Here is a 1,850-nt window from a genome sequence, read left to right on the forward strand (position 1 = left end):
GCCGCCATCGCCGGCGCCACGATCGCGAACCTTCGCCCGCTTGACGGGGACCGGGCCGATGCCGGTCTGGATCGCCCGCTCCGGGCCATGACCGTGGCGCACGAAGCGGGCCCGGCCGTCGCCCAGCTTCCGCCATAGCTCCTCACCCGGAACGCCGTGCTCATAGGGAAGAAAGCGTCGCAGGAACCGCAGATGCGCCGCGCCCCAGGCAGCGATGTTCTCGTAGTCGTCGCAGTCAGCTATCGAACCGCAGACGACGAGCAGCAGAACCTCCGGCAGCGGATGATAGATCCGCCGCACGTCCCGCGGATCTTCGATCTCGGCAAAATGCTCCAGCAAAATTCGCAGACGCGACTTCGCGCCCCAATCGTCGGCAGACAGGCTCATGGCGGCGGCTCTCCGAATCAACCAACCCCATGGAATCAGTCTTTCCGCAACCCGTCAGCGGCCGTCATATGAGTTCGGAGCCCTGGGGGGCAGACCAAGACCATAGACCGAATCCGTAGGTCATGTTACTGACGGCCAGATACACTTGGAGATGATAATGCTAGATCCTAGCGAATATGATTTCATTGATTTCGGAGCATCCAAGGGCGGGTCAATCAAGTGGGCGAGTGGGGCCTTTGGCGGGCGTGGCTTCGGCATCGATATTGATCCGAAGAAGATTGAAGAACTACGAAAAACAGGAGCTGAAGGCTTGGTTGCAGACGCAACCGCTCTTGACCTCCCAGACAATTGTGTTCGCTACGTGACGATGATCAATTTCCTCGAACATCTTCCGTCTCCAGAACTCGGCGAAGCGATGATTGAAAGCGCTGTGCGGGTTGCTTCTGATTTTGTTTTCATCCTAGGCCCTGATTTTGAAGGCGCAGCTGCTTTGCGGGAGAACGGGCTGAAAAAATACTTCGCCGACTGGTCAGGCCATACATGGCATCACCGAACGCATCAACTGGCACAGGCATTCGGAAAATTTCCCGACTACCGCTTTATGCTGATACAAACTAATCGAATACACGATTCCTATAATCACGTAATACATCCTATCAATGCTACAAGGAATTCCGGTCCTTATGATGCAAATGAGCATCCGGAAAAACCATTTATTAAATTCAAACAAAAGATTTTTGGAACAATTGTGGCTGTTCTAGCCAAGCACGAAGAAATTGATATCGATCGAATTCTGATGCGAGGACTCGGTCTGCAGGTTCAATACGGTAAGGAACACGATAAAAAACTTTACACCTAGTGCGTAGAATTGGACGGATACGACCCGATCCCGTCGCTGAAAGCCTCAGAAAACGGTATTTCTTATGGACTCATCTGTCTCGGCTTGGCCACTAGGCTCTGTTGGCACAGTCTTTCAACCATAGCCTGGACACCTCCGGAAACTTGCTGATTTTCGGTTGAATCTCAAATCCGGGTCGGTTTTGGCCGACGTAGTTGGCGTCGACGCCGATCTCACTGTTGCAAGCGGTAATTTCCCAGCGTTTTTTGGCTCATGCGGACGCAGTTCGGCTGTCGAGCCATCGCCATCGGTTCATGTTGTAGGCCATGTTCGCAAGGGTGATCGTCGCCTTTGCCCTTGCCATGCCGATCGTTCGGATCGCCATGCCCATCGGCCCTTTCTGACGGGCGAAGACGTGCTCGACGCATGATCGCACAACCGATTTCGCCGCATTCGCTTTGCGCGTTCTCGCCGACATGGGTTTGCCTTTTGGCTTGCGTAAGCATCCGGCCTGGGCCGCGGCGATCAGTTGATCCGATTCTGGCTCTTGGCGAAGGCTGCTTTGCCTACGGTTCGGCGGCGGGCGAGCTTGGCGACGCGTTTCCGGATATCGTCCAGGTCGATG

2 protein-coding genes and 1 pseudogene are annotated in these 1,850 nt (G+C 54.9%); 1 reads left to right on the forward strand and 2 read right to left on the reverse strand.

Features of this window, described 5'->3' with window-relative positions; translation table 11 throughout:
• Positions 1–381 (reverse strand): transposase family protein (locus J1C47_RS23940; RefSeq protein ID WP_245396771.1); only part of this gene is annotated, 381 nt, incomplete at its 3' end.
• 163 nt (positions 382–544) lie between these two features.
• Between J1C47_RS23940 and J1C47_RS23490 the strand changes: the two genes are divergently transcribed.
• Positions 545–1,246, forward strand: a complete 702-nt coding sequence (locus J1C47_RS23490; protein ID WP_207353223.1) for a class I SAM-dependent methyltransferase — start codon at positions 545–547, stop codon at positions 1,244–1,246.
• A 250-nt stretch (positions 1,247–1,496) separates the two neighbouring features.
• Here the strand turns inward: J1C47_RS23490 and J1C47_RS23495 are convergent.
• Positions 1,497–1,724, reverse strand: a pseudogene (locus J1C47_RS23495) (IS5/IS1182 family transposase); the annotation flags it as partial.
• Between the last annotated feature and the right edge of the window lie 126 nt (positions 1,725–1,850).

This window comes from Jiella sonneratiae (assembly GCF_017353515.1).
In the GTDB taxonomy this organism is placed as follows: domain Bacteria; phylum Pseudomonadota; class Alphaproteobacteria; order Rhizobiales; family Rhizobiaceae; genus Jiella; species Jiella sonneratiae.